At 57.4% G+C, this 20,372-nt stretch carries 18 protein-coding genes; 9 read left to right on the plus strand and 9 right to left on the minus strand.

The genetic code is table 11. The features are described 5' to 3' along the window. Positions 1-32: 32 nt before the first annotated feature. Positions 33-758, plus strand: a complete 726-nt coding sequence (locus QZ869_RS15750; RefSeq protein WP_296078595.1) for an outer membrane lipoprotein carrier protein LolA — start codon at positions 33-35, stop codon at positions 756-758. An 83-nt stretch (positions 759-841) separates the two neighbouring features. Then, entirely contained in the window at positions 842-1,645 is an 804-nt protein-coding gene (locus QZ869_RS15755) for an exodeoxyribonuclease III (protein WP_296105845.1), read from the plus strand. A gap of 12 nt (positions 1,646-1,657) precedes the next feature. Here QZ869_RS15755 and QZ869_RS15760 read toward each other — a convergent pair whose 3' ends face one another. Together QZ869_RS15760 and QZ869_RS15765 are read right to left on the minus strand one after the other, a co-directional pair. Continuing rightward, positions 1,658-2,113 (minus strand): cyclic nucleotide-binding domain-containing protein, encoded by a 456-nt coding sequence (locus tag QZ869_RS15760; protein ID WP_296019188.1) that lies wholly within the window; start codon positions 2,111-2,113, stop codon positions 1,658-1,660. A gap of 118 nt (positions 2,114-2,231) precedes the next feature. Beyond that, positions 2,232-2,915: a response regulator transcription factor gene (locus QZ869_RS15765; RefSeq protein WP_296019191.1), complete on the minus strand. Its 684-nt coding sequence runs from the start codon at positions 2,913-2,915 to the stop codon at positions 2,232-2,234. Positions 2,916-3,056: 141 nt separating this feature from the next. Here QZ869_RS15765 and QZ869_RS15770 point away from each other — a divergent pair, with 141 nt between their 5' ends. Further along, positions 3,057-3,602: a L,D-transpeptidase family protein gene (locus QZ869_RS15770; RefSeq protein ID WP_296105848.1), complete on the plus strand. Its 546-nt coding sequence runs from the start codon at positions 3,057-3,059 to the stop codon at positions 3,600-3,602. A 121-nt stretch (positions 3,603-3,723) separates the two neighbouring features. Here QZ869_RS15770 and QZ869_RS15775 read toward each other — a convergent pair whose 3' ends face one another. Next, entirely contained in the window at positions 3,724-4,296 is a 573-nt protein-coding gene (locus QZ869_RS15775; protein ID WP_027673546.1) for a CarD family transcriptional regulator, read from the minus strand. Positions 4,297-4,830: 534 nt separating this feature from the next. Here QZ869_RS15775 and QZ869_RS15780 point away from each other — a divergent pair. Both QZ869_RS15780 and QZ869_RS15785 read left to right on the plus strand, forming a co-directional pair. Next, positions 4,831-9,594 carry an NAD-glutamate dehydrogenase gene (locus QZ869_RS15780; protein WP_296105850.1) on the plus strand — a complete coding sequence of 1,588 codons (4,764 nt, stop codon included), beginning with the start codon at positions 4,831-4,833 and terminating at the stop codon, positions 9,592-9,594. A 151-nt stretch (positions 9,595-9,745) separates the two neighbouring features. Beyond that, positions 9,746-11,056, plus strand: coding sequence for an MFS transporter (locus QZ869_RS15785; protein ID WP_296106070.1), 1,311 nt, complete (start codon positions 9,746-9,748; stop codon positions 11,054-11,056). 91 nt (positions 11,057-11,147) lie between these two features. On the opposite strand, the gene phaR is transcribed toward QZ869_RS15785, so the two are convergent. Continuing rightward, on the minus strand, positions 11,148-11,726 hold the full coding sequence (gene phaR, locus QZ869_RS15790; RefSeq protein WP_296019201.1) for a polyhydroxyalkanoate synthesis repressor PhaR: 579 nt from the start codon (positions 11,724-11,726) through the stop codon (positions 11,148-11,150). 244 nt (positions 11,727-11,970) lie between these two features. Between phaR and QZ869_RS15795 the strand changes: the two genes are divergently transcribed. The 4 genes from QZ869_RS15795 to bfr all read left to right on the plus strand — a co-directional run bounded on the left by QZ869_RS15795 (position 11,971) and on the right by bfr (position 14,967). Beyond that, positions 11,971-13,152, plus strand: coding sequence for an acetyl-CoA C-acetyltransferase (locus tag QZ869_RS15795; RefSeq protein WP_296105852.1), 1,182 nt, complete (start codon positions 11,971-11,973; stop codon positions 13,150-13,152). A gap of 71 nt (positions 13,153-13,223) precedes the next feature. After that, positions 13,224-13,949: an acetoacetyl-CoA reductase gene (phbB, locus tag QZ869_RS15800; RefSeq protein ID WP_296105854.1), complete on the plus strand. Its 726-nt coding sequence runs from the start codon at positions 13,224-13,226 to the stop codon at positions 13,947-13,949. Between the two features lie 249 nt (positions 13,950-14,198). Beyond that, positions 14,199-14,510 (plus strand): bacterioferritin-associated ferredoxin, encoded by a 312-nt coding sequence (locus tag QZ869_RS15805; protein ID WP_113326764.1) that lies wholly within the window; start codon positions 14,199-14,201, stop codon positions 14,508-14,510. After that, entirely contained in the window at positions 14,476-14,967 is a 492-nt protein-coding gene (gene bfr / locus QZ869_RS15810; protein ID WP_027673553.1) for a bacterioferritin, read from the plus strand. The genes QZ869_RS15805 and bfr overlap by 35 nt, the downstream gene beginning before the upstream one ends. Before the next feature lie 52 nt (positions 14,968-15,019). Here the strand turns inward: bfr and QZ869_RS15815 are convergent, their stop codons facing one another. The 5 genes from QZ869_RS15815 to rlmH all read right to left on the minus strand — a co-directional run bounded on the left by QZ869_RS15815 (position 15,020) and on the right by rlmH (position 20,299). Further along, on the minus strand, positions 15,020-15,532 hold the full coding sequence (locus QZ869_RS15815; RefSeq protein ID WP_113326763.1) for an RNA pyrophosphohydrolase: 513 nt from the start codon (positions 15,530-15,532) through the stop codon (positions 15,020-15,022). 36 nt (positions 15,533-15,568) lie between these two features. After that, positions 15,569-16,759, minus strand: a complete 1,191-nt coding sequence (locus tag QZ869_RS15820) for a divergent polysaccharide deacetylase family protein (RefSeq protein ID WP_296105856.1) — start codon at positions 16,757-16,759, stop codon at positions 15,569-15,571. Positions 16,760-16,840: 81 nt separating this feature from the next. Next, the gene (locus QZ869_RS15825) at positions 16,841-18,169 is read right to left on the minus strand and encodes a S41 family peptidase (protein ID WP_296034870.1); all 1,329 of its coding nucleotides are present in this window, start codon (positions 18,167-18,169) and stop codon (positions 16,841-16,843) included. Further along, positions 18,159-19,568 carry a murein hydrolase activator EnvC gene (locus QZ869_RS15830; protein WP_296019216.1) on the minus strand — a complete coding sequence of 470 codons (1,410 nt, stop codon included), beginning with the start codon at positions 19,566-19,568 and terminating at the stop codon, positions 18,159-18,161. The genes QZ869_RS15825 and QZ869_RS15830 overlap by 11 nt, the downstream gene beginning before the upstream one ends. A 248-nt stretch (positions 19,569-19,816) precedes the next feature. Next, a complete protein-coding gene (gene rlmH / locus QZ869_RS15835) occupies positions 19,817-20,299 on the minus strand; it encodes a 23S rRNA (pseudouridine(1915)-N(3))-methyltransferase RlmH (protein WP_296105858.1) in 483 nt (160 codons plus the stop codon). Positions 20,300-20,372: the final 73 nt, after the last annotated feature.

The following is a 20,372-nucleotide window of genomic DNA, read 5'->3' on the forward strand; positions in this document are numbered from 1 at the left end:
TGCTTTCGACGTTATAGCCGTCGCTCCATGTCATGAAGCCGCCGTGTTTTTTCGGCACATGGAATGCGATGAAGGAGAACAGAATGAAGAATACCCGCTCGGTCGTTTCCGCTCAGCATTCCGGCCTTGAAAGCAGCATGACGCGCAGAGCTGTGATGACACTGTTTTCGGCAGCGGCAGCCTCTGTAGCGCTCTCGCCGGTCGCGGCTTTTGCCCAGGGTGCAGGTGACGGCGCAACGGCGCAGAAGATCGCCAATCACTTCTCGTCGGTCAAGACGATGATGGGCGAGTTCGTTCAGTTCGGCCCGCGTGGCGAACAAACCGGCGGCAAGTTTTATATTTCGCGGCCCGGAAAACTTCGCTTCAACTACGAAGACCCGTCGCCCATGCGCGTGATTGCGGATGGCCGCAACGTCGTCATCGGCAATATGAAGCTGAAGACCTGGGATCTCTATCCGCTGTCCAAGACGCCGCTCAGCCTCTTGCTTTCCGACAAGATCGACCTTAGCAACCAGAAGGTTCGCAGCGTCAAGGAAGAGTCCGATCTGATCACTATCGTTCTCGGTGATAAAAGCATTTTCGGCGATTCCACCATCACGCTGATGTTCGACCCGAAAACCTTCGACCTCCGTCAATGGACGACCACGGACGCTCAGAACAAGGACACGACCGTGATGATCTTCAACGTTCAAACGGGCGTGAACCTCGACGACAAGGTTTTTGCCATCAACTACGAAGACGTCCGCAAACGCGGCTGACGATCGCTCGGCAGAAAGCGGTTTCCGTTTTATGTCCGATGTTATAAGCCTGCCTCCACTCAAGACGAGACGGAGCGTGAGGCATGGCTTTTTCAATAACCACCTGGAACATCAACTCGGTGCGGCTACGCATGCCGATCGTCGAGCAATTCCTGGTGCGTTACAAGCCAGACGTTCTCTGCTTGCAGGAAACCAAGTGCCCGAACGGCGAATTCCCGCTGAAGCCTTTGCGAGCGCTCGGCTACGAGCACATCATTATTCACGGTCAGAAGGGCTATCACGGCGTTGCAATCGCTTCGAAGCTGCCGCTCACAGAAGATCATCGCCAGGATTACTGCGGGGTAGGGGACGCCCGCCATATCTCCGCGCTGGTAGAGGTCGGCAGTCGCCGCATTCGCCTTCATAACTTTTATGTCCCGGCAGGTGGCGATGAGCCGGACCGGTCGATCAATCCGAAGTTCGGCCACAAGCTCGACTTCGTGGAAGAGATGAAGGTGCTGAGCGCTGACAGTAGGCCTGGCACTTCGTCTATCCTGGTCGGTGACTTGAACATCGCTCCGTTGGAAAACGACGTGTGGTCGCATAAGCAATTGCTGAAGATCGTCAGCCATACGCCTGTCGAAACGGAGGGGCTCATGGAGGTGATGAAGCGCGGCAACTGGCTCGACCTGATGCGGCTCAACGTGCCGGAGACGGAAAAGATCTACACGTGGTGGAGCTATCGGGCCAAGGACTGGGAGGCCGCCAATCGCGGCCGCCGTCTTGACCATATCTGGTCATCGCAGGATTTGGGCCCGTCGCTCGACCGCATAGAAATCCTGAAGGAAGCCCGCGGTTGGAACCGCCCTTCTGACCACGTGCCTGTCACGGCACATTTCAAGTTCTGAAGATAGCGCCTCTTAGAGAAAGCGCTTTTGCATCGCAGCCGCACTGGAGGCGAGCGCCGCGATATTTCCGCGGATGCGCTCGGTCACCACCTGTGCCACATCCGGAAATTCCTCGATCATACGATGGAAAAGAATACGGGTGATGCGGATGACCTCGGAATCCTGGCGCGCAACGGCCGTAAACTTGCGTTCGCACAGGGTGAAGAGCGCGAGTTCCGACAGAAGGCAGCCACTGCCGACCGTTGCCTGGATTTCGCGCGTACCGTCACGGTCCTCGGTCCAGAGATCGAAGCTTCCATGACAGACGACAAAGGCGCATTCGGCGGGAGAGTGCTGGCGAAAGAGCATATGCCCTTCAGCAACGCGCCGGCGCTCTGCGCCAAACGCGATCAGCCTCAGCTGGTCCTCGCTGAAACCCTGAAACAGCGGCACCTGCGCGAAAAGCTTGATATCGTCGTTCAACGCCATGAGCTGGTCCAGATGGGAGATCGAAGTCGGAAGCCGCGTCTCTCAAACAAGGGCACACGGTCCGACTGGTTTTCAACCAATGTGAGCGCCAACACAAGGGGGCATGCCACAAAAGGCCCTAAGGGACGATTTTGTAGCCGCCGTTCTCGGTGACGAGAATTTCCGCATTTGACGGATCGCGCTCGATCTTCTGACGAAGCCGATAGACATGGGTTTCAAGCGTGTGGGTGGTGACACCCGAATTGTAACCCCAGACCTCTTCCAGCAAAACGTCGCGTGTAACGACGGCGCTGCCAGCGCGGTAGAGGTAGCGGATGATGGCTGCTTCCTTTTCCGTCAGACGGATCTTCTTGCCGTCTTCCGTGGTCAGCAGCTTCTGGCTTGGCTTGAACTGGTAAGGTCCGACAGTAAAGACCGCGTCTTCGCTTTGCTCGTACTGGCGCAGCTGCGCACGGATGCGAGCAAGGAGGACTGCGAAGCGGAAAGGTTTCGTCACATAGTCGTTCGCGCCAGCCTCGAGACCCAGTATGGTGTCGGAATCGGTATCGTGGCCGGTGAGCATGATAATGGGAGACTTGAAGCCGTTCTTGCGCATCAGCTTCACGGCTTCGCGCCCGTCCATGTCCGGCAGGCCCACATCCATGATCAGCAGATCGACCTGCGCGGATTTTACCGTCTGTATAGCGTCGTTGGCGCTCGCGCCAGTGAGAAGCGAGAACTCATCATAGGGCGAAAGCTGTTCGGCAAGGGTGTCGCGCAGATCGTCGTCGTCATCTACCAGAAGCAATGTACGGGCGGTCATAGAATGCCTTCACCTTTCCTATTTAATTTCCAAACCAATTCAGCGGTTTGCGCGCTTCGCGTCAACCCTTGTGCGGCAATAACGCCGTGCTATGACGTCAGGGTGAAGCATCTTCAAAGCAAAATCTCGTGAAGAAGAGTGATGACCAGAAAGATTAAATCTCGAGCCCCACTTCCAAGACTTCTCGTTCGTCCCTCCCCTTTAAGCAAAAGTCGAGCGATCGTTCAGCTAGGTCACTTAACGTTTCAGGCTGCGATTGGTCGCAAGGGTCGCACCGCTTTCAAGTGCGAAGGCGATGGTAAAACACCGATTGCCCAGATGCCGCTGCTTTACGGCTTCATCCGGGGAGAGCGTATGCGGACGGTTCAAACTCGCTTGACATTGCGCAGGGCGGTAAAGTCGATGTTGTGGTGTGATGAGCCAAGCGATCCGAACTACAATCGGATGGTCAAGGCTCCGTTCAAACCGAGCCATGAGGAGATCTGCAGGGAGGACGGCCTTTACGACGTCTGCCTGGTTCTCGACTGGAACGTCAGATGCAGGCAGCGCAATCGTGGCTCAGCCATCTTCATGCATATGATCCGTCCGGGTTACGAGCCGACTGCCGGCTGCGTCGCGCTTCACCCAAGAGATATGCGCCGTCTTTTGTCGCACCTTCATAGAGGACAGATTATCCAGGTTTTATAGTGCCTTAGAGAAAGATCGACGCATCGAGAGACCCTCAACACAGAATGGCCATCTTTGCGAAAGAAACAAAAAACCCGCCACGAAGCGGGCGGGTTTTTTGACATTCTGTAAGTGACAAGCCTTAAGCGGCTTCTTCTTCCGGCGCGTCGTCTTCTTCGACGGCCTTGCCGCGCTTGGGGCCTTTATTGAGGTTGACCTCGACAAGGCGAACAGCTTCGGTCTCGGACATCTTGTTCACGGCTGCAATTTCGCGGGCCATGCGGTCGAGAGCGGCTTCGTAAAGCTGACGTTCGGAGTAGGACTGCTCAGGCTGGTTCTCGGCGCGGTAAAGATCGCGAACCACTTCTGCGATGGCGATCAGATCGCCGGAATTGATCTTGGCGTCATATTCCTGCGCGCGACGCGACCACATGGTGCGCTTGACACGTGCCTTGCCCTGAACAACCTTCAGCGCACGCTCAACGAAATCCCCTTCGGACAGCTTGCGCATGCCGATGCTGACAGCCTTGGCGACAGGCACCTTGAGGCGCATCTTGTCTTTCTCGAAATCGATGACGAAAAGTTCGAGCTTCATGCCCGCGACTTCCTGTTCCTCGATTGCCGAAATGGTACCGACACCGTGAGCGGGATAAACGATCGCTTCTCCGGTTTTAAAACCGTGGCGCGCTGGAGATTTCTTCTGCTGGGTCGTCATTCGTTTTAAAAACTCCCTGTTACATACACCCGGGGGTTTCCGGGGTCGGGTCGGTCAGGCCCGGATGAGACGGGGGAAACCGTCAGGTGACTCCGCACTGGTCCAGCCAAGCACGCAAAAAGAACCCATCTTGCAATCTGGGGATCGATAACACAAAAGTAGGATATGTCACGGAAACCGCGTGCAATTGATGATTTGCTTTCGTGGTGTTTTAGGGCACACAAGTGCCGCGCTGTGGATCAGTTTTATCTGTCTACCACAAAAATACGTGGAAATCAATAATTTGCTTCCACCGTGACTCTGGAGTCACAACAAGGATTATTCAGACGTTAACATCAAGCGCACAATAAACCATCGAAATCGAGCGGCCAAGCGGGGTCAATCGATTAAATTCCAAGCGCTTCTTTAAATTGTCGATTGCCACTTAAACTATTCATAATTCCGAGCCAATATCCGATTCGAGTTTGGGGAAAATCATGATTTTTCTCCCTTTTATCGTCGAGATGGACGGATTTTCGGAAGAAAGAAGGCAAAATGGGCTACCGAAGCAACCCAAAACGCGACAAACAGCTCGAAAAAGCAAAAAATCTGGCGCAAGCCAATGGCAAGCCCTTTATCGATCCAACTACACTTTTTAGTCGTGCCAGCACTGACGATATCGAATACTATTCGCCGGAGATGCTGGCGCTCGCGGCAAGCCATACATCGAGCGAATTGTCGCACTGGAAAGACGGTCGTCCCTATATCGGCATTGCGCAGGTCGAGGGTGTGTCTCCGCGTGAGGTCCCGGTTTCCGTTCTCACGATCATCGGGGGCAATATGCCCTTCCTTTATGACTCGATCATGGGGGAAGTGACCAGCAGCTATCGTAGCCTTTATCTCGCAATCCATCCTATCATGGTGGCCGATGCCCAGGCGATTGGCGGCTATAGGCTGGCCGATCCGGACACCGATGCAGCGCAAGACACTATCAGCCTCATCCAGCTGCATATCGCGCCAATCTCATCTCAGGCTGCAGACGCATTGAAAGAGCGGCTTCGCTTTGTTCTAGCCCAGGTTCAGTCTGCCTATAGCGACTGGAAGCCAATGTTGGCCAAGCTCGATGAGGCGCTGCACGAATTGAAGGAGCGCGGTTCCTCGCGCCGCAAGGCTGACCGCGCAGAAGCCACAGAATTCCTCGAATGGCTACGCAAGGACAATTTCACTTTTCTCGGCATGCGCGACTACATCTATTCCGGCAAAGGAAGTTCGGCGAAGATCGAGCGCGGCGACGGTGTCGGTCTCGGAATCTTGAGCGATCCTGATGTGCGCGTGCTGCGGCTTGGCAAGGATGCTGTTATGACAACGCCGGAAATCCTGGCGTTTCTGGACGGCCCGGATTTTCTCATGGTCACCAAGGCCAACGTCAAGTCGCTCGTCCATCGCCGCGCCTATATGGACTATATCGGCATCAAGCGTTTCGACGCTGATGGCAACGTGATCGGCGAACTGCGCATCGTTGGCCTGTTCACTGCAACCGCTTATACACGCTCGGTCAGGGATATACCCCTTCTGCGCGCCAAGGCCGCCGAGGTGGAAGAGCATTTCGGCTTCGACCCCAACAGCCACTCGGGGCGCATACTGCACAACACGCTTGAATCCTATCCGCGTGACGACCTCTTCCAGATCGAAACCGATCTTCTGGTTCGCTACACAGAGCAGATCATGGAGCTTGCCGACCGTCCGCGGGTGAGGGTGCTTGCCCGTATCGATCGTTTCGACCGCTTCGTCTCCGTCATCATCTATGTGCCGCGAGAGGAGTATAATTCCTATGTGCGCGAAAAGATCGGCGACTATCTCGCCCGCGTCTATGACGGCCACATCTCCGCCTATTACCCGGCGTTTCCGGAAGGGGCACTGGCCCGCGTTCACTTCATCGTCGGGCGCAGTAATGGCAAGACCCCGCGGATTGCGCAGGACAAGCTGGAAGATGCCGTCAGCGATATCGCCGCACGCTGGATCGATCATTTCACCGCACTCTCAGAGCCAGGCGCTCCGTCGCTCGATGTCGATCAGGCCTATCAGGAAGCCTTCACACCAGAGGAAGCGATCGGCGACATGCCCGATATCGTCGCCACCGCCAAGGGCGAGCCGGTTCGCATCGAGTTCTACCGTACGCCTGAGCAGGCTCAGAACATTCTCTCGCTGAAGATCTTCCACCGTGACGGCCATCTGCCGCTGTCGCGCCGCGTGCCGCTTCTGGAAAATCTCGGCTTCAGCGTCATCAGCGAACGGACGTTCGATATCGGCGTCCTTTCCGGCGATCATACCGATGTCATCGTTCTTCATGATATGGAGCTGAGGGTTCAGCCGGGCGTGACGCTTGATCTTTCCGTCAATGGGCCGCGGCTTGAAGAGGCGTTTCTCGCCGCCTTCAACGGCACTGTAGACAATGACAATTTCAACCGCCTGATCATTGCCGCCGGGCTGACGGTACGCGAGGTTTCGGTGCTGCGCGCCTATGCGCGCTATCTGCGCCAGACGGGCATCGTCTATTCGCAGGAGCATATTTCCGAGACGCTGTTCAAATATCCGGCGATTGCGCGGAGAATTTTCGAACTCTTCGCCCATGGTTTCGATCCGAAGCTCGGTGAAAAGGCGCGGCTGCGTAAGCTGTCCGATCTCCACAAAGCCATCGAGGCCGATCTTTCCGGCGTGCCCAATCTGGATGAGGACCGCACGCTTCGTCGCTACGTGAACGCAATCGATTCCACGCTTCGCACCAACTACTTCCAGCGCAACGAAGACGGTTCGCCAAAGGCGATGCTTGCCTTCAAGTTCGATCCGAAGCTTCTAGATGGACTGCCGGACCCACGTCCCTTCCGTGAAATCTTCGTCTACGGCACGGAGGTGGAGGGCGTCCACCTGCGCTTCGGCAAGGTGGCACGCGGCGGTCTTCGCTGGTCGGATCGTGGCCAAGATTATCGCACGGAAGTTCTTGGTCTCGTCAAAGCCCAGCAGGTAAAGAATGCCGTCATCGTGCCGGTCGGCGCCAAGGGCGGGTTCTTTCCAAAGATGCTGCCTGTAGGCGGCAATCGCGACGAGATCTTCAATGCCGGCAAGGATGCCTACAAGACCTATATCCGCACGCTTCTGTCCATCACCGACAATATCGTAGGCGATGATGTTGTTGCGCCTGTTGATACGGTTCGGCTCGATGGTGACGACCCCTATTTCGTCGTTGCTGCCGACAAGGGAACGGCGACCTTTTCCGATACCGCCAACGGGCTTGCCCGAGAGGCTGGTTTCTGGCTCGACGATGCCTTTGCCTCTGGTGGGTCTGCCGGTTACGACCACAAGAAGATGGGCATCACCGCACGTGGCGCCTGGGAAACCGTCAAGCGCCATTTCCGCGAAATGGACACCGATATCCAGACCACGCCATTCAAGGTCGTTGGCGTGGGTGACATGTCCGGCGACGTCTTCGGCAACGGCATGTTGCTATCGGAAAAGATCGAACTGATCGCCGCGTTCGATCATCGTGATATCTTTATCGACCCGACGCCGGATACGGACAAATCCTTTGCCGAGAGAAAGCGGCTCTTCGAACTGCCGCGTTCAAGCTGGCAGGATTACGACCGCTCGACACTTTCCACGGGTGCGATGATCATTTCGCGAGCGGAAAAATCCGTGACTCTAACGGCGGAAGCTGCGGCGGCCATCGGTATCGACAAGACGGTGGCGACACCCTTCGAAATCATGACGGCGATCCTCAAAGCTCCTGCCGATCTCCTGTGGTTCGGCGGTATCGGAACCTATGTGAAGGCGGCGGTTGAAACCAACGCAGAGGTCGGAGACCGTGCCAACGATCCTATCCGCATCAATGCAACGGAAGTGCGCGCCAAGGTGATCGGCGAAGGCGCCAATCTCGGCATCACCCAGAAGGGTCGCATCGCCTATGCGCTGTCCGGCGGACGCTGCAACTCGGATGCCATCGATAATTCGGCGGGCGTCAATTCTTCCGACGTCGAGGTCAATATCAAGATCGCGCTGGCATCTGCCGTCAATGACGGTCGCCTGACCTTGCCTAAGCGCAATCAGCTGCTGGCCTCCATGACGTCGGAAGTGGCGCAACTGGTGCTGCGCAACAATTACCTGCAGTCGCTGGCGATCTCGCTTGTCGAGCGTAAGGGCAGCGGCAACCGCGAGGAGCTCGGCCGTCTGATGGCGGCACTGGAATCCTCCGGCCAGTTGAACCGCAAGGTCGAAACCCTGCCGAACGATGCGGAGTTTAGCGAGCGCTATGCTTCGGGCAAGTCGCTGACCCGGCCGGAAATCGGCGTGCTGCTCTCTTACGCAAAGCTGACCCTGTTCGACACGCTGGTGGCAAGCACCCTGCCGGACGAACCCTATCTGCAGCACCTGCTGACCGACTACTTCCCGAGCAAGATGCAAAAGACTTATGCGGGCGATATTTCCAGCCATCGTCTGCATCGCGAAATCGTCGCCACTGTCCTTGCCAACCAGGTGGTCAACCGTGGTGGTCCGGGTTTCGTGCAGAAGCTGGTGGATGCGAGCGGCCTGCTGGCGCCTGCCGTCGTCAAGGCCGCGATGATCGTCGAGGATGGCTTCGGTCTCAAGCGGCTGTGGGGAGAAATCGACGCACTTGATGGGCAGATTTCCGGCGACGTGCAAAACGATCTCTATGCCAAAATTATGGGGATTTTCGGCGACGCGACGCGGCTTTATCTCCAGACGGCAGGCACCATCACTGGTGCCATGCAGGACGAGGTGGAGCGACTGAGAAGTGCCATCAAGACGCTGTCTCCGGCTGCGGCAAAGTATCAGGATGAAATCGGTCTTGCCGAAGTCGCTGGCGTTTCACCTTCGCTGCTCAAGGAGTTGGAAACGCTTCGATTGCTGGTCTATGTCCCGGAAATCATGCTGATTGCTGATCAGGCCGGCACGACATTGGCGCGGGCTGCGGAAAGCTATGCCGCTGTCTCCACCACCTTCCGCGTCGCAAGGCTTCTTGATGCCAGCCAGCGGGTAAGCCCGGCTGATCACTATGAAAGCCTCGCGCTGCTGCGCAGCCAGGACCAGATTGCCTCATCGCGTCGCCGTATCGTGGTTTCTGCGCTGACCGAGCATGCCAAGGAGAAGAACCCGGTGCAGGCGTGGTATTCAGCCGATCGTGTCCGCGTCAATCGCATCGTCTCGGAACTAGCTGCGCTGAGCGATAGCGGCGAGACGAATCTGGCACGGCTCACCGTTGCCGCTGGTCTGCTTTCGGATATAGTCCAGACCAGAAACGTGTAAGCTCTCATAGTAAAACGATCCGGCCACAACAGGCCGGGTCGTCTGCGTGCGGAAAGGCAACCGAATGACTTCTTCTTCCCGCACGGGAGAACCGACGGCAGCACCAAATGCCGACGCCCCAAAAACGGATGCCAAAGGCATATGGGGTTGGATGCTGTTCGACTGGGCAGCGCAACCCTTTTTTACCGTCGTCACCACCTTCATTTTCGGACCCTATTTCGTCGCGAGGCTGACGGATGATCCGGTCTCGGCGCAAACGCTTTGGAGCAATGTCGCGACCATCTCGTCGGTGGTGATTGCGATTTTCTCTCCGATTCTCGGATCGATTGCCGATCAGTCGGGTTCGCGAAAACCCTGGATCGCGTTCTTTGCCGTCATCAAGATTATCTGTCTTGCGATGTTGTGGTTTGCCGCGCCCGGATCGCCCGTGCTTTGGCCCGCACTGTTCATGATCTTTGCGTCGATTGCGGCCGAATTTTCCATTGTCTTCAACGATTCCATGATGCCGCGTCTGACGACACCTGAAAATGTCGGGCGGATTTCCAACACCGCCTGGGGGCTCGGTTATCTTGGCGGGATGATCGTACTGATCTTCATCGTGCTGTTCATGGCAGCCAGCCCACAGACGGGCCTTACCATCATCGGCCTGCCGCCGCTTTTCGGTCTGGACCCGGCAACGGGAGAGGATGCCCGCATCACCGGACCGATCGCCGCGATATGGTACTTCATCTTTATCCTGCCGATGTTCTTATTCACGCCAGACGTCAAGAAGGGGTTGCCGCTTGGGCGGGCCGTGCGCTCGGGCTTGTCGGAGTTGAAATCCACGCTGAGGGAGTTACGCCACCGCCCGCTCATCATGCGTTTCCTGATCGCGCGGATGCTATACCAGGACGGCGTCAACGGGCTGCTGATCCTCGGTGGTGCTTTCGCGGCTGCCATGTTCGGTTGGGCGACGATGGAAATCGGCATTTACGGCATCATTCTCAACATCGTCGCCATTGGCGGCTGCTTTGCCGCCGGCCGGCTCGATCAGCGGCTCGGCTCACGCACGATGATCATCGTCAGCCTGCTGCTGCTGTTGCTGGCAACGCTTGGCATCGTCTCGACCGAGAAGACATCGACACTGTTTGGCCTGCTGCAGTTCTCGACGGAGGAAACCCAAGGCCTCTTCAGCAGTGGGGCGGAGAAGGCCTATCTGGTCTATGGTGTTCTGATCGGCCTTGCCTTCGGCCCGGTGCAGGCCTCGTCACGCTCCTATCTGGCTCGCAACATTACCGTTGCCGAAGCGGGTCGCTACTTCGGTATCTATGCGCTTTCCGGGCGCGCCACTAGCTTCATGGCAACGCTGATGTTTTCCGCAACCACCTATATAACTGGCTCCGCCCATGTCGGCATGGCAACGCTGATCCTGTTCCTGGGCGCTGGATTTATGCTGCTGCTCAGGGTGTCGAAGACGATCTAAAGCGTGTCGCGATCTTTCAGCTTCGCCCCACGCTTTGGTTTTGTCGCATGTCGTTGTCGCAAACCGCTCAACAGTTTCGCGCTGACCGAGTTTAAAGCTGATCGAGCTTGGTCTGGAGGTTGCGCAGTTGTGCCTTCAACTCGTCGATCTCGGAGGCGTCAGGCTTGCGCTGTTCCTTCGGCGCCGATGCAGGGGCTGCAAAGGGCGTGAACATCTGCATCGTCTGCTTGAAGAGTTCGGTATTGCGCTTGATCTGCTCTTCCATCAGCTGGAACGGTGCCGAGAAATTCTTCGTCAGCGACGGGTCGCCGAACGCCTTGCCCATATGCTCCTGCATATGGCTTTGCTGCTCGGAGAAGGTCTTCATCGAATGCTCGAGAAAGGTCGGCACGACCATCTGCATCTGATCGCCGTAATAGGAAATCAACTGGCGGAGAAAAGCGGTCGGTAGCAGCGTGTTGCCGGTCTTGGCTTCCTGTTCCACGATGATCTGCGTCAAGACGGCGTGCGTGATGTCTTCAGATGTCTTGGCGTCCTGAACCTTGAAGTCCTCGCCGCGCTTGACCATTTTCGCCAGGTCTTCCAGCGTCACGTAGGTGCTGGTGCCGGTATTATAGAGACGCCGATTGGCGTATTTCTTGATAATGGTCTCGCCGCCATGTCTTCCCATGCTCGCCTCCTCGCGATGCCGGTATTGCGCATTTTTTTGGTGTTTTTACTCTTCCCATCCAAAAGACTATGCTGAAACAAAGGCATCTGACAAATGGTTTGTGCGATGCAGCAGTCACTTTCTTGCGCAGCAATTGTACAGCATGTCGATGTTGCTTTGCGGCGTGCCATGAAATCAACCTCGCCAAATTGACTTGCGCTCCAAGCTTTGACAGTCTCGCGCCAAAATTCGGGAGAAAACATTCATGGCTTCATCCTCCATCGTGATCGCAAGCGCTGCCCGCACGCCGGTCGGTTCATTCAACGGGAGCTTTTCCAACACGCCGGCGCACGAACTCGGCGCAGCCGTCATCACCGCTGTTCTGGACCGTGCAGGCGTTGCCGCGACCGATGTCGATGAGGCGATCCTGGGACAGGTGCTGACCGCAGGCGAGGGACAGAATCCCGCGCGCCAAGCGGCACTGAAGGCTGGTATCCCGCAGGAGGCAACCGCGTTCGGTATCAATCAACTTTGCGGCTCGGGCCTTCGCGCCGTGGCACTTGGCGCTCAACAGATCGCGCTTGGCGATGCTTCCCTGATCGTGGCAGGCGGCCAGGAATCCATGTCCATGGCACCGCACTGCGCGCATTTGCGTGGCGGCGTGAAGATGGGCGATTTCAAGATGATCGATACCATGCTGAAGGACGGTTTGATCGATGCCTTCCATGGATATCACATGGGTATCACGGCAGAGAATATCGCTCGCCAGTGGCAGCTTTCGCGCGAAGAGCAGGACGAATATGCGGTGCGCTCGCAAAACCGCGCAGAAGCTGCACAGACAGCCGGGCGTTTTGAAGACGAGATTGCCCCCTTCGTTATCAAGGGCCGCAAGGGTGATGTGACGATTGCCGCAGACGAATATATCCGTGCGGGTGCCTCGCTCGAGGCGCTGACGAAGCTGCGCCCGGCCTTCGACAAGGACGGCAGCGTGACGGCTGGCAATGCCTCCGGACTCAATGATGGCGCAGCCGCCGTGCTTTTGATGACGGAAGAAGAGGCTTCCCGACGCAACATCCAGCCGCTGGCACGCATCGCGTCGTGGGCCACCGCCGGTGTCGATCCACAGATCATGGGAACTGGCCCGATCCCTGCCTCGCGCAAGGCGCTTAGCAAGGCAGGTTGGTCCGTTGGCGATCTCGATCTGGTCGAGGCAAACGAGGCCTTTGCCGCCCAGTCCTGTGCCGTGGTGCGCGACCTCGATCTCAACCCGGAGATCGTCAACGTCAATGGCGGGGCGATTGCCATCGGTCATCCGATCGGTGCGTCTGGCGCGCGTGTCTTGAACACGCTCGTTTTCGAAATGAAACGGCGTCAGGCAAAAAAGGGCCTTGTGACACTCTGCATTGGCGGTGGCATGGGCGTTGCCATGTGCCTAGAGGGTCTGTGATCGTCTGAAAACATTGAAATGCCATGTTGGCCCCTCTAAAGGACCACGCATTGAAATCGAGGGCCTTGAAGATGAGCCGTGTGGTATTGGTAACGGGTGGAACGAGCGGCATCGGCGCAGCAATCGCCAAGGCCTTCCAGGCAGCGGGTTACAAGGTCGCGGTGAATTACGTCTTTACCGAGGATCGCGCCGAAGCCTTTCGGCAGACAACCGGCATCCCAGCCTTTCAATGGGATGTGCGGGATTACGATGCTTGCGTGGCGGGCGTGGGGGAGGTTGAGCGAACGCTCGGACCGATCGACATCCTCGTCAACAATGCCGGCATCACGCGAGATGCCATGTTCCACAAGATGACGCCGCAGCATTGGCGCGACGTCATCGATACCAATCTCAATGGCGTCTTCAATATGACCCATCCGGTCTGGCCTGGCATGCGCGAGCGCGGTTTTGGGCGCATCATCACCATATCCTCGATCAACGGACAGAAAGGCCAGGCAGGACAGGCGAATTATTCCGCCTCCAAGGCTGGCGATATCGGGCTGACGAAGGCGCTGGCACAGGAAGGCGCGGCGCGCAATATCACCGTCAACGCAATCTGCCCCGGCTACATTGGCACAGAGATGGTGCGCGCTATTCCCGAAACCGTTTTGAGCGAGCGCATCCTCCCGCAGATCCCGGTCGGTCGATTGGGTGAGCCGGACGAGATTGCCCGATGTGCGCTCTTCCTTGCATCCGATGATGCCGGGTTCATCACAGGATCGACACTGACGGCCAATGGCGGACAGTACTTCGCCTAACGGACGGCGAAAAAGAGATCACAAACCCGTGAGATCGGATGCCTTTCGCCGATTGAGTTCATCGGGCCGATCAACGCGCTGCTCATCAAGAATCTGCTAAATAGATGAAAAAGACGAAATTTTTCATCTAGTTTAGAAGCGATCTAAGCCGATCACTTGTCCAATCGCGTGATTGTTTTTCTTGACATCGAATGTCCTGTTTTGGTTTAACAGAAAAAACAACGCGTTGGGTCACACAGGCATTGGATCATGCTGGTTTGTAGCTGCAATTACATCACCGATAACGACATTCGCGATGTCATCAACGAGCTTCTGGACGAAGACTGTTGGCAGCTCATCGTTCCTGCGAAAGTCTATCACGCCATGCAGAAGCGCGGTCGTTGCTGTGGCTGTTTCCCGACTGTCGTCGACCTGATCATCAAAACGACGGAAGACTATCATGCACGTCGGCACTCGACTGAGGCCGAAGTTTTTGATTTTATGTCCCGCTTGAAACAATTACATGAAGACCACAGGAGAGCGGACATTGAAAGGCGACAAAAGAGTCATCGAGCAGCTTAACGAGGCACTGTTCCTCGAACTCGGTGCGGTGAACCAGTACTGGCTTCACTACCGGCTGTTGAACGACTGGGGCTACACGAAGCTCGCCAAGAAAGAGCGCGCCGAGTCGATCGAAGAGATGCAGCACGCTGACAAGATCATCGATCGCATCATCTTCCTCGAAGGCCATCCGAACCTTCAGACCGTAGCGCCCCTGCGCATCGGCCAGAACGTCAAGGAAGTGCTGGAAGCCGATCTTGCTGGCGAATATGACGCTCGGACAGCCTACAAGAAGTCTCGCGACATCTGTCACGACGCTGGCGACTACGTCTCGATGAAGCTGTTCGAACAGCTACTCATCGACGAAGAAGGCCATATCGACTTCCTCGAAACACAGCTCGATCTGCTCAACAAGATCGGCGAAGCCAAGTACGGCCAGCTAAACGCCGACTCGGCCGATTCTGCCGAATCCGAGTAATTCTGACAGACGATTGAAAAAGGCGGCAGAGATGCCGCCTTTTTTGTTGCCGTCACTTGGCTGCCAGATGGCGGAACTGGTCCACCACCTGCTCATAGACCGACCGTTTGAACGGGACGATGAGGTCTGGCAGCGTTTCCATCGGCTTCCAGTCCCAGGCGTCGAATTCCGCTTCGTTACTGCCGGGCGGTGGGTTGATCTGGATTTCGCTTTCGTCGCCATCGAACCTGAACGCAAACCATCTCTGCGCCTGGCCGCGATATTTGCCGCGAAGCCCGATGCCGATCAGCTGCGGCGGCAGATCGTAATGGATCCAGTCACGCGCCTCGGCCAGCAGCGTCACCGTCTTCATGCCCGTTTCTTCATAGAGCTCACGAATGGCGGCAGCCAAAGGGGCTTCTCCCTCGTCGATGCCGCCCTGCGGCATCTGCCAGAGTTGAGGCGACCCATCGAACTCTGAATTGCCTTGCGAGATACGGCGTCCGGCCCAGACGAGGCCCTTATCATTTAGAACCATAATACCGGCGCAGGGGCGGTATGGCAGATCGGCTGCTGTGATCGACATTTTCTAATCCGGACGTTGTTGGGTGATGGGGAAGACTTACTGTTTGGCGTCTTGCGAAACAAGCGCGGAAACACCAACGATCTCGATGCCGCGACCAGCTGCCTCGACCGACCATTTGGAAATGGCGGCAACACTTTCATCGAAGGCAGAGGCGACGCCGATAGCGGAGCCGTTTCTGCGGGCAATCCGCTCCAGATCGTCCAGCTTGCGCAGAATGGCTGTCTCGTTCACCTGATCGTCCAGTTGCAGATCGGCAAAGCCTGTCGGCGTGGAAACGGCCTTCGCGATTATGCTGGTGCGCGATTGCGCCGACGAACCGTCATCCAGAAAGAGCAGGCCACGTTGGCCAATATCGCGAAGGACGGGTTCAAGCGACTTGTCATCGGCCATGAATCGCGCGCCAAGATAGTTCATCACGCCGGTATAGTTGGTGATCTTGGCCATGGAGCGGTGCAACCGCTCGATATTGACCTTGGGCGGATCGGAAATGAGCAGCGTATCGGGGCCGGGATTGGTGCCAGGATAGCCGAAAGGCTCGAACGGTATCTGCAGCAGGATTTCATGACCTTCGCGGCGGCCCTCCTGCATCCAGCGCTGCAGGCTGTTCCCCGACGCGGCAAAGCCGAGGGTGACTTCAGGCGGAAGTTCCTTGATGGCCTTCTGCGTGCCGGTCTGGCTGAGCCCCAGGCCACCAACGACGATAGCAATCCGGGTGCCGCGCGCACCGGACCAGGGTCTGGCGTACTGATCCATCGGTTTCAAGCCGTCGGCGCTGACAATCGGCAGTCTGCCGAAGGGGCTATCCTCCAAAAGCTCGTCATTCGGCCGCATGGCCACGCGTGGATCCTGCCCAACCGTCTGGCCGGTCATCAGCACAGGCGCATTATCGGTTCTGTCCTTCGGCGAAAAGACGGAGACGACGTTGCCGTCCGACATGGTATTGCGCTGAACATTGGCGCCGGAACGGCCACTTTGCAGGTCAACGGCGTTACCGTCGTTTGCGGTTACCGCCTGGTCCTGCGGCGCTCCCGCCGGTCCGAGTGTCACGTCCGGCGCGGTGGAGCTTTTTGCCAGATTGCCTGGAGAGAGAGCCGTGTAGAGGGATAGTCCGGCCACACCGCCGCCAACAAGAATTGCAAGCAGCATCGACACAGAAAAGCGCCGGAAGAACCCGGCGCTCTGTTTACGCTTCCGACCCATGAGCGGTTTACGCAGGTCTGATGACAATGATGTTTCCGTGGCTGATGCGTGGGTAACGTCTGAGCGGACATGAAAAGGCACCGGCCTTAGGCCAGTGCCTTTGATGTCCTACTGCTTGTTGACGACTGCCTTTTCCGGGTTCGGCGGGAAGGATGGGTCGTTCTTGGTGCCATGCAGCAGGTCCAGCGCATAGTTCAGCTGGATGTCGTCCTTGGCTTCCGGCGGAACGTAAGCTGCGGAACCCGAGCCCTCTTCGGTTTCGCTCTGGCCCTGGATGTGGCCGCGAAGGCTCGATTCCCCTTCAGCGCGAACACGGCCCTGAAGTTCTGGCGGCAGCGGCTGTTCCACCTTGATGTCAGGCGTAATGCCGGTACCCTGGATGGATTTGCCGGATGGCGTGTAATAGAGCGCCGTCGTCAGACGAAGCGCACCGGTTTCGCCCAGCGGAATGATCGTCTGGACCGAGCCCTTGCCGAAGGACCGCGTGCCGACAACCGTTGCGCGACGCAGATCCTGCAGCGCGCCGGCAACGATTTCAGACGCCGACGCCGATCCACCGTTGATCAGAACGATAACCGGCTTGCCATCGGTCAGGTCGCCAGCCGTTGCATTGAAGCGACGGGTTTCATCCGGGTTACGTCCGCGGGTGGAAACCACCTCGCCGCGCTCCAGAAACGCATCGGAAACATTGATCGCCTGATCGAGCAGACCACCCGGGTTCAAGCGCAGATCGAGCACATAGCCCTTGAGCTTGTCGGCCGGTACATCCTGCTTGATCTTCTTGATCGCCTTTTCGAGATCGTCATAGGTCTTCTCGGTAAAGGAGATGACGCGCAGATAACCGACATCGCCACCTTCGACGCGGGACTTGACCGCGCGAACTGCGATGATGTCACGCATGACGGTGATGTCGAGCGGCTTGTCGGCGCCCTGACGAATAATGGTAAGCTTGATCGGCGTCTTGACGGCGCCGCGCATCTTCTCGACCGCTTCTTCGAGCTTCAGGCCACGCACCGGCTGACCGTCGATTTCGGAGATGAAGTCGCCTGCGAGAATACCAGCCTTGGCGGCCGGCGTATCGTCCATCGGCGAGATGACCTTCACCAGTTCGTTTTCCATCGTCACTTCGATGCCGAGACCGCCGAACTCACCCTTGGTCTGGGTGCGCATGTCATTGGCATCTTCGGCATTCATGAAGCTCGAATGCGGATCGAGCGAGCTCAACATTCCGTTGATGGCGTTTTCGACCAGCTTCTTGTCATCCGGCGGCGTTACATATTGCGCACGCACGCGCTCGAAGACATCGCCGAAGATCGACAATTCCTTGTATGTGGAAGGGCCTGCGGCCTGCGCCGGCAGGCTGGCAGAATAGATAACGCTCATCGCTGTGGCGCCCATGAGCCCACCGATGAGAAGAAGCGAAGCCTTACGAATCATTACGCGCCCTTCCGGTATTTTTTGCGGACCACCAGGGTTGAGAATCAACCGGCACTCCGTCCTTTCTGAATTCAATGTAAAGCGTTGGCTTGTCAGTTTCCAGCGCCAAAGCCGCTGCACTTGCCACTCTTTTTACGCCCATGGAGGCAATCGGTTCACCGGAGAAAACAAACATGCCCTGCCGCGTTCTCACATTGTCCATGCCTGTCAGGACCAGATGATAACCGTCACCAGCATTGAGGATGATCATGCGGCCGTAGCTTCGAAATTCTCCAGCAAAAACCACGAAGCCGTCCGCTGGTGCTGTAACGAGTGCTTCCGGGCCGGTCGCGACGACGATTCCCTTGGAGAAATGCCCGGTTCCATCGGCATCGCCGAAGCGTCGAAGCACTTCGCCTGAAACCGGCATTGCCAGCTTACCCTTCAAGCTCGAAAACGGATATGCGGGCGCAATGCGGTTTTTATCGGGCGTTCCAGCCTCGCTCTGCGCCTCCAATTTGTCACGTTCAGCAGGCGGAAGACGGGCGATCCGCTCTTCTTCCAAACGCGCCTTTTCCTTGGCCTCGCGTACCGACGATATCTCGTTTTCGAGCGATGAAACGAGGCCTTCAAGGCTTGTCGCCTTGCTGGCAAGTTCTTCAGATCGCTTGCGTTCTGCTTCCAGTTCGGCTGCGGTCTGGCTGTTCTTCTTGTCGTTTTCGGCGCGCAGCAGATCGAGGCGTTTTTCCTCCTCCAGACTTGCCGTCATCATGCCTGTCAACTGCTCACGCTCCACAGCGATCGCCTGGCGCAAGTCAGTCAATTCTTTGAGAGCGGTGATGAGCTTGTCGGTTTCGGCCCGGATGCCCGGAACCACAGCTCCCAGCAGGATCGCGCTTCTGACGGAGGCGAGCGCATCTTCAGGGGACACCAGAAGGGCGGGTGGCGGGTTGCGGCCCATGCGCTGGAGGGCGGCCAGAACTTCGGCCAGAACGCCGCGGCGCTCGCGAAGTGACGCCTTTACGGAATCCTCGCGCACGCTCAGCTTTGCCAGCCGGTCCTGCCCATCATTGATTTTGGCTTCCAGATCCTTGCGTCGCTGGGCGGATGCGATCAGCTCTTCCTTGATCCTCGCGGTATCCTGGTTCAGCGCCGCGATGCTCTCTTCAAGCTGGCGCGCCTTGTCTTCAGACAAACCAATACTGTCCACCAGTTCCTCCAAATCCTGGCGGTTCTGGTCACGGCGCGTCTCCAGTTCCTGCAATTCGCTTGGCGTCTCTGCCGGTTGCGTGGCTGGGGGTGTGGCCGGCGCTGCGTCCTGGGCGGAAGCTTGGGGCGTGTGAAGGGATGCGGCGCCAAGGACGACAAGTGCCACGCCCGTCGTCAGCGCAAGCCGGAATTTGTCGCACGTTTGACCCATGACGTCGTTCTTCTACCCGCTCGATAAGATTGGCGACCATACGCTGCTTCGCGGCTTTGCGCCAATAGGCATGAAAGCCAGCCGACATAGATGCGCGTTTGCGACGAAAGCATGTCGGTGAGAGCCGCAGAGGGGAGATTGTCTGCAGCATCGGCCCGAAAATCGAATCGATTTTCGGAGAGCACGATGCGTAAATTCGAAAAGTTAGAGCTTCCTTTGTGCACCCTGAAGGACGCACAAAGGAAGCTCTATACGCGGTGGTAGGGATGGCCTGATAAAATGGTCACGGCCCGGTAAAGCTGTTCGGAAATGAGGAAGCGCACGATCTGGTGCGGCCATGTCAGCTTGCCGAGGCAGAGCGTGGCGGCTGCCTTCTCCGTCAGCGATTGGTCCAGCCCGTCCGCACCGCCGATTGCGATGATGACATCGCGCTTGCCATTATCGCGCATGGTGGCGAAAAGCTCGGCGAAAGCGGGACTGTCGAGCGCCTTGCCGCGCTCGTCCAGAAGGATCAGTGCGGCGCCATCGGCCAGGTGCTTTTCCAGCATCGCCGCTTCTTCGCGTTTGCGCGTATCCGGGTTGGAGGCGCGGCTTTCCTGCACCTCGATCATCTTGCCGAATTCCAGCCCGATGGCCGGGCCGGCCTTGGCGAAGCGATCCAGGTAGCGAGACGCAAGATCTTTCTCGGGGCCGGATTTCAGCCGTCCCACCGCAAAAATTGAAATCCGCATTCACATATCAGCCCGTTCGCAACCCTGTAAGGCTGCGGTTTGTAGCAGAACTGGCTGCGGATTTCCATGCGAC

The sequence above is a fragment of the uncultured Agrobacterium sp. genome (genome assembly GCF_913777885.1).
Taxonomy (GTDB): Bacteria; Pseudomonadota; Alphaproteobacteria; order Rhizobiales; family Rhizobiaceae; genus Agrobacterium.